Annotated in this window: 5 protein-coding genes and 1 pseudogene; 2 read left to right on the top strand and 4 right to left on the bottom strand. The window is 58.2% G+C overall.

Annotated elements, in window-relative coordinates; all coding sequences use genetic code 11:
• Both B3Y70_RS13460 and B3Y70_RS13455 read right to left on the bottom strand, forming a co-directional pair.
• A partial coding sequence (locus B3Y70_RS13460) for an MCP four helix bundle domain-containing protein (protein WP_288589945.1) occupies nt 1–704 on the bottom strand: 704 nt, incomplete at its 3' end.
• A 93-nt stretch (nt 705–797) separates the two neighbouring features.
• Nucleotides 798–1,052 carry a hypothetical protein gene (locus B3Y70_RS13455; RefSeq protein ID WP_273030403.1) on the bottom strand — a complete coding sequence of 85 codons (255 nt, stop codon included), beginning with the start codon at nt 1,050–1,052 and terminating at the stop codon, nt 798–800.
• Between the two features lie 173 nt (nt 1,053–1,225).
• Between B3Y70_RS13455 and parC the strand changes: the two genes are divergently transcribed.
• Together parC and serB are read left to right on the top strand one after the other, a co-directional pair.
• Nucleotides 1,226–3,532 carry a DNA topoisomerase IV subunit A gene (gene parC, locus B3Y70_RS13450; RefSeq protein WP_273030402.1) on the top strand — a complete coding sequence of 769 codons (2,307 nt, stop codon included), beginning with the start codon at nt 1,226–1,228 and terminating at the stop codon, nt 3,530–3,532.
• Nucleotides 3,525–4,757 (top strand): phosphoserine phosphatase SerB, encoded by a 1,233-nt coding sequence (serB, locus tag B3Y70_RS13445; protein WP_014422162.1) that lies wholly within the window; start codon nt 3,525–3,527, stop codon nt 4,755–4,757. The genes parC and serB overlap by 8 nt, the downstream gene beginning before the upstream one ends.
• A 51-nt stretch (nt 4,758–4,808) precedes the next feature.
• Here serB and B3Y70_RS13440 read toward each other — a convergent pair whose 3' ends face one another.
• A complete protein-coding gene (locus B3Y70_RS13440; protein WP_288589944.1) occupies nt 4,809–6,893 on the bottom strand; it encodes an EAL domain-containing response regulator in 2,085 nt (694 codons plus the stop codon).
• 102 nt (nt 6,894–6,995) lie between these two features.
• Nucleotides 6,996–7,952 (bottom strand): annotated as a pseudogene (locus tag B3Y70_RS13435) (GTPase); the annotation flags it as partial.

Raw genomic sequence — 7,952 nt, 5'->3', positions numbered from 1 at the left:
CCTTCGCCCTGGGCAATGTTGTCGAGCTGATCCCGGAGAGCACTGATTGAGGAGATGATCAGTTTCATGAACACCGTGAACAGTGCGATGGCGATAATGATGGCAATCACGGTGATAGCGAGCACGGTGGCTGAGCTGGAGGTGCCTTCAGAGGAAGCCTCGGCCGAGCGTTGCTGGGCCTGCTCGTCAGCGTGGGAACCGGCGCTGTCGTAATAATTCCGGAGTTGATCGAACAGTGGCGCTGTTTCTCGGGCGGCGAGATCCCGGGCCTGTTGTGGGTTGCCGTTGGCCGCCAGTTCCATGACCTGCCGAGCGGATTGTTGCCAGCGATCAAAGGCGGTATTGAAACCCTGGGTGACGTCGGAGATGCCGGTTCCTGCCAGACGTTGTGCACTGTCCTGGAAGCGTTGCCTGGCCTGTTCGGCATTTTCATTGAAATCCGCCAGAGCTCCGGAGGTGTCCTCGTTGTTGAAGGCCTGGTCCAGCAGAGTCATCTGGGCCACCAGTGCCTGGTAGAGATCTCGGTCGCCATTGAGGATCTGGCTGACCGAAGGCAGGTAGGTGGCGGCTATGTCGTCGGTATCGGATACCAGGTTGCGTGCAGTCAGAACGCTGAAGACACCAACGATAACCAGGGCAAGCGCCGTGATGGCAAAAGGAAGTGCGATTTTTGTGCGGAGTCCGAGCTTTTTAAGAGCAGTCATCTAGCCCCCCGGGATTCGACGTTATTGTCTTATCCCAAGCGTAGCAGGGGGGGCAGATTTGTCACATTTGAGGATCCAGGCCCTTGATATAGTTCAGGATTTGCCGGCGGTTTCGGGGGATGAAGGTTCGTTGGTCTGTTCGCAGGCTCGGCAAAGATGCCGTTGGCGGAGGAACTGGGCGGCGAAAATAACGGCCCAGATCAGTACACCCGCCCAGATATAGGGCTTGGGAACCTGGAAGGTACCACTGATGGCAAACTCCACCAGGAGCATCAGGGCAACGGCCAGAACCGCATTGACCATGGCCGTAACCATGGCTTGCCCGCAGGCTTTGAGATTGGGTTTCATAGGTTTCCGCTTGTTCAGAGAGTAAACGGCGTTCTAATCACTGTGGCGAGAATACGGATCACCTTACAGACTCTCCATGCGGGAATTCCGCTATTGGAAATTGGTGTATCGGGGCTGGCGTCCATATAATGTGCGCCACAACATTGATAGGCATCCAAGGCAAAGAGGCGTCCATGCCAGAGTTTCAGACAACGGATGAAGGTTTCGAGCGGGTATCACTCCGGGACTACACCGAGAAGGCGTACCTGGACTATTCCATGTATGTCATTCTGGACCGGGCTCTGCCCAACGTAGGGGATGGGCTCAAACCCGTACAGCGGCGGATTGTATACGCCATGTCGGAGCTGGGGCTGAAGTCCACCTCCAAGTACAAGAAATCGGCTCGTACCGTGGGTGATGTGCTTGGTAAGTTCCACCCGCACGGCGACAGTGCCTGTTACGAGGCCATGGTGCTCATGGCCCAGCCGTTTTCCTACCGCTACCCGCTGGTAGACGGGCAGGGTAACTGGGGGTCTCCGGATGATCCCAAATCCTTTGCCGCCATGCGATATACCGAATCGCGGCTGGCACCCTTTGCGGAAGTGCTGCTCAGTGAGCTCGGGCAGGGAACCGTAGACTGGGTGCCAAACTTTGATGGCACCATGGAAGAACCCTCGGTGCTTCCGGCCCGGCTTCCGCACGTGCTGCTCAACGGTACCACGGGTATTGCCGTTGGTATGGCGACGGATATTCCGCCCCATAATGTTCGGGAAGTCACAGCCGCCTGTATTCGTTTGCTGGATCAGCCCGATGCGTCCGTGGATGAGTTGTGCGAACACATCAAAGGACCGGACTTCCCGACCAGGGCTGAAATCATCACTCCTCGCAAAGACTTGCGCCAGATGTACGAGACCGGTCGGGGGTCGCTGCGGATGCGCGCACGCTGGATTCGCGAGAATGGCGAAGTGGTGATCACTGATCTGCCCCACCAGGTCTCAGGAAACCGGGTGCTGGAGCAGATTGCCCAGCAGATGCAGACCAAGAAGCTGCCCATGGTGGCAGACCTGCGCGATGAATCGGATCATGAAAATCCGACCCGACTTGTGATCGTGCCCCGATCCAATCGGGTCGATCTGGACGGGCTGATGGCGCACCTGTTTGCCAGTACCGATCTTGAGAAGACCTATCGGGTCAATATCAACGTGATCGGTAACGACGGCCGGCCGGGCGTAAAAGGCCTGTACACCATCTTGACCGAGTGGCTGGCGTTCCGGAAAACGACGGTGACCCGTCGCCTGCAGCATCGCCTGGACAAGGTGCTGGCCCGGCTGCATCTGCTGGAAGGCCTGTTGATTGCCTACCTCAACATTGATGAGGTGATCGAGATTATCCGCACCGAAGACAAGCCCAAGGCCGAACTGATGGCGCGCTTTGGTTTGTCGGCGGAGCAGGCAGAGGCCATTCTGGAGCTGAAATTGCGGCACCTGGCCAAGCTGGAGGAAATGAAGATCCGCGGCGAGCAGGATGAGCTCTCCGCCGAGCGCGATGAGCTGCAGGCCATTCTGGGCTCTGAAGACCGGCTTCGCGAACTGATCAAGACCGAACTCCAGCAGGATGCCGAGACCTTTGGTGATGAGCGCCGTTCGCCGATTGTCGAGCGGAAAGAAGCCCGCGCCTTCAGCGAAACCGACCTGGTATCCAACGATCCGGTGACGGTGGTGCTGTCCGATAAGGGTTGGGTTCGCGCGGCCAAGGGTCACGACATTGACCCCGCTGGTCTCAGCTACAAGTCCGGCGACCGTTTTGCCCTGGCGGCGAAGGGGCGCAACAACCAGCAGGCGATTTTCCTCGATTCCACCGGCCGGGCCTATTCATTAATGGCCCACAGTCTGCCCTCTGCCAGGGGGCAGGGCGAGCCCCTGACCGGGCGAATCAATCCCCCCTCCGGAGCTACTTTCTCCGGTTTGTTGATGGGTAATCCCGAACGTAAGACACTGCTGGTCACCGACGGTGGCTATGGTTTCGTCACGTCGCTGAACGACATGATCAGCAAGAATCGCGCGGGCAAGGCCGTGGTCAGCGTGCCCAAAGGCGCCAGAATCATGCCTCCGGTGATGATTCCGGAAACGGCATCGACCCTGTATCTGGCGGCCATATCCAATGAGGGCCGCATGCTGGTGTTCCCGCTCAGCGAGCTGCCGGAGTTGGCCAAGGGTAAAGGTAACAAGATCATCAGCATTCCCTCCGCACGGGTGCAGAATCGCGAAGAATACGTGGTTGCGGTCGCCGTGTTCGGTGAAGAGGATCAGCTGGAAGTGAAAGCGGGTAAGCGCAAGCTGGGCCTGCGGTTTGGCGATCTTGAGCACTACCTGGGTGAACGGGGCCGTCGTGGTCATAAGCTGCCCCGGGGCCTGCAGCGTGTGGATGGTATTGATGTGATTCCGTCGGCGGCGCGAGCCGAGGAAGAAGCCCAGAGTGGGGAGACGACAGACAGTGAGTGAGCTGGTACTGGTAAACGTATCGGGCCGCGACAAACCCGGCCTGACCTCGGAAATCACCGGAATCATGGGGCGCTACGATGTCCGCATTCTGGATATTGGCCAGGCGGTTATTCATGACCATCTGACCTGGGGCATTCTGATTGAAATCCCGGATGAATCGAAATCCTCTCCGGTGATCCGTGACTTGCTGTTCCGGCTGCACGCGCTCGATCTGCAGGTGCATTTTGCGCCGATCACCGAGCAGGAATATCAGGCCTGGGCCGAGGGCCGCAACCGGGCCTGCTACATCGTGACCCTGCTGTCCCGGGACATCAAGGCTGAGCAGATTGCCAGGGTGTCGGCGATTACGGCGCGCCATGGCCTGAATATCGACAATATTACCCGGCTGTCAGCACGGCCATCACTGAATACCTCGGAAAACCGCATTGCCTGCGTCGAATTCTCGGTACGGGGAACACCCTCGGATCTTGAACAGCTTCGTGCCGATTTTCTGCACATTGCCGGCGAGATGAATGTGGATATCGCCTTCCAGGAAGATTCAATCTTCCGGCGCAACCGCCGGCTGGTGGTGTTCGACATGGACTCCACGCTGATTGAAGCGGAAGTGATCGACGAGCTGGCCCATGAAGCCGGGGTCGGCGAGCAGGTGGCTGAGATCACCGAACGCGCCATGCAGGGTGAACTGGATTTCAGCCAGAGCTTTGCCGAGCGCCTGGCCCTGTTGAAGGGGCTGGACGAGTCGGTGCTTGAAGGGATCGCCAACCGACTGCGCATGACCGAAGGGGCCGAGCACCTGATTCGCAGTCTGAAGGCGCTGGGCTATCGGACCGCCATCCTGTCTGGCGGCTTCACCTACTTTGCTCGTCATCTTCAGAGTAAGCTGGGCATTGACTATATCTACGCCAACGAGCTGGAAATTATCGACGGCAAAGTAACCGGTGAGGTGAAAGGTCAGATTGTAGATGGTAAGCGCAAGGCGGAGTTGTTGCTGGAAATAGCTGAGAAAGAGCACATTTCCCGGGAACAGGTGATTGCCGTTGGGGACGGCGCCAATGATCTGCCAATGCTCAGTCAGGCGGGCCTGGGAGTTGCTTTCCGGGCCAAGCCGCTGGTCAAGGAGTCGGCACGCCACTCCATCTCCACCCTGGGGCTGGATGCCATCCTGTACCTGATCGGGTTCCGGGAAAGCGAGACCAATCAAACGCTTCAGAATACCCACCTCTGAAACCAAAAAGGGCGAGAATGATCTCGCCCTTTTTGGTTAAGCCGCTATTGATCAGTTGTCGCCGAAGTCGTAGTTCATCTCCGGTACCGGCGCCTGCAGGTAGTAGCCCTGAATGTAATTCACGCCAGCCTGCCAGAGCGTCGCCAGAACACCAGCGTTCTCCACCAGCGGAATGATGGTCAGCTTGCCGGCGTTCTGCAGGCTCTTGACCATTTCCTTGACCTGCTCTTTGGCTTCGTCACTCTTCTGGATCTCTTCGGTGAAGGAACCGTCGATCTTCACATAGTCCGCTTCAATGTGCTTGAGGGTGTTGAACGGATTGAGTGCGCAGCCGAACTGGGAGATGGATACCTTGCTGTGCAGTTCGTGCACCGCCCTGGTGAATTCCTTGGCCTGCTTCATGTAGTTATTGGCATCGCCCTCGCGGATCTGGAAGATCAGCGAATCTCCCGGCAAACGGGCGGCCTTGAGGGCAACGCTGAGCCAGGGCGTGAAGGTCTTGTCCTGCAGCGTCTCGGCTGTGATGTTCAGGAACAGGCGAGTGTCGTGGCCCCTTGAGCGGTGGCTCGATAGCTGCTTGATGGTTTGCAGGATAACCCAGCGGTCGATCTTGATGGCGGTATCGCTGGGTCCCATCGGCGGCAGGAAGTCATACGGCGAGACTTCTTCGTTGTCTTTGTTGAGCATCCGGACAAAGGCCTCGTAATGCTCCTCACCCTCACCGCGCAGGTTGATGATGGGCTGGAACAGCAGCCGGAAACGGTTATCGTCCAGAGCCTTGAGAATGGCCTCCACCGAGTTGGTTTCATCAAGGCTCTCGTATTCAGCCGGGTTATAGACCAGGATGCCGTTGCCACGCTCGTGGCCTTCCTGTTTTTTCACATCGGCCGAGGCAGTATGGGCCCGGCCCATGAGTTCTTCGGCCTTTGGTGAGTTTTCCGTGATCGCGGCGATACCGATGGACACGGTCAGCGGAACCGTCCGGCCGTTGATGTCGAACAAGTGGTCCTCGACCGCTTTACGGATGCGCTCGCACAGACTTTCCATGCTGGCTTCATCACAGGGCAGGCACATGACGCAGAAGGCATCGTCGCTCAGGCGGGCCAGGGTAACCTCGTCGCCGGCCTGTTCCCGAAGCAGGGTGGCGAGATCGCCCAACAACAGATCCGCGCCGGAGATGCCGACCTGGCTCTTCATGCTCAGGAAATTATCCAGGGCAATGTAGGCAAGGGCGCCGGTCTTGTTGTCTTTGCCAGCCGTGGCGATAGCCTGGGCCAGGGCATCCATCAGGTACTGACGATTGTACAGGCCGGTCAGCAAATCCTGGCTGCTGATCTGTTTCAGCTTTTCCTCCAGCTCTGCATCACTGTGTTCCGGTTGCAGAACGATCTGGGTGCAGGCCTCTCCGTCGTAGGTGGCTGCGGACACCGACATGGTGACATTCAATTCGTGGTCGTCACTGCGGCGCGCGGTGCAGTTCAGAGTCATGCCATCTTTGCGCTCTTCGGCGAACGCTTTCATGAACTCCTTGTACTTCTCCTGGCTTTCCGGCGTAAGGGTATCGAGCACCGGAATACAAATCAGTTCGTCGATGTCGTCGTAGCCCAGGAATTCCATATAGGACTGGTTGGCATAGATGTGCATGCCATCGTTGATGTAGGCAATGGCATCCTTGGAACTTTCTAGCAGCAACTGGCAACGCTGCTCGGCCTCACGCAGATGAGATTCCAGTACCCGGCGTTTGCGGCGCTCATCAAGAGCTGCCAGCTCCCGCTTGACCACCAGAACGAGCTGGTCGGTGTACTGAAAGGGTACGGCATCCTGGGCACCGGCACGGATGATGTTGACGGTACGCTCGCGGCTGTATTCCTCGGTCAGCAGAACGAAGGGGATGTCCTTGTCCATGCGCTTGACCATGGCCAGAGCATCGTCTGCCGCGAATTCCTGTTCCAGGTCGCGTGCCAGCAGCAAGTCCCAGTTGGAGGTCTTGAGCGCTTCTTCCAGATCTTCTTCCGAGGTAATCCGGTGAGCGCGGGTAGCCTTGCCGGAGTTGCGGAGCAAGCTGACCATGGATTCCGCATCGTTTTGTGATGGGTCAAGAATCAGCAGGTGTACGGTCGTGTTTTTCTTCTGCATTCGTCAGACGTCTCGTGGTGCCGGATATTCACGGATGAATGATGCAGGGGTTGGCCAGCAATAACAACCCTGGCCATGCCGGCAGTTGACGGGCCGCACTATTTAAAGCGACGGCCACAGTGAGTCAAATTCGTCTTCCGTAGTGCCTGGCGTTGATGGGGGAGCACCACGGCCGGCAGTTGGGGTGATGGGATTCTGGAGTTTCAGCTCGAACTGGCTGATGCTGCCAGTGGCCGAGACCTTTTTCAGTAGCTGTCCCTGGTCTTCCCGGCCATCGTGCAGCAGCGAGATCCGGCTGCCGGTCTGGAACGGCAGTCGCGGGGTAATCAGTGTCGCGGCCTGATTGACCACGCTGATCTCAGGTAGCAACAGACCCCGGAGGTACTCACTGCTGTTACCGACCTTCTGGATCAGTCGCACGGCACAGGGCGCGGCGCTCGGTGCCAGCAGTTCGATACCAACCTGAGTACCCTGATTGCGGATCTGGCGCAGCCAGCGCACAACGGCAATGCTCCAGGGGTGCGAGCTCTGTTCTCGTACACCCAGAATTTCACCGGCCTGGAGTGACGCCGGGACATTGCTCTCCCAAGCTACGCAGTAGCCGCCCGGGCTGGTGTTGACCAGTAGCGCATGGTGCGATCGCGGCCGGTTTTTGTCCTGGCTGCCGGAGGGCTGATGACTGCCACCACTGGTACGGAAGTTGATCGGGGCATCGGCAGAATGCAGCCGGTCTTCGTTCGGGCCGGCATCGTGTGCGCCGGACCAGGCATCTGCCTTGCGATTGGCATTCCGGATAAACAGGTTATCGGATTCGAGATGACTGCTTTCGTTGCCATCCAGGAACTCCGAGAACGCTTTCTGGCCGGCTACGAAGTAGTGCGCAGCGGTGAGACCTACGCACACTTCCAGCGTGCCCTGGCTGGCGATGCGGTTAAAGTTGCGCTTGGCCAGAATGCCGAGTGCCTGGCTCAGGTGCGTAAGTAAGGTATCGCTCACCGTGGAGGGAATCTTGAGAGCTTCGCCTCCATGGCCGTCTTGGCGCCTGGCGTGCAGGGTCTC

Source organism: Marinobacter sp. UBA5687 (assembly GCF_002420325.1).
GTDB lineage: Bacteria > Pseudomonadota > Gammaproteobacteria > Pseudomonadales > Oleiphilaceae > Marinobacter > Marinobacter nauticus.
Note: the sequence above shows the minus strand (reverse complement) of the source record. Positions and strands in the feature narration are given on the sequence as shown.

Coding starts and splice junctions, on each gene's coding strand:
- B3Y70_RS13455 (WP_273030403.1), bottom strand. CDS start 1,052: ATGAAACCCAATCTCAAAGCCTGCGGGCAAGCCATGGTTACGGCCATG.
- B3Y70_RS13440 (WP_288589944.1), bottom strand. CDS start 6,893: ATGCAGAAGAAAAACACGACCGTACACCTGCTGATTCTTGACCCATCA.
- parC (WP_273030402.1), top strand. CDS start 1,226: ATGCCAGAGTTTCAGACAACGGATGAAGGTTTCGAGCGGGTATCACTC.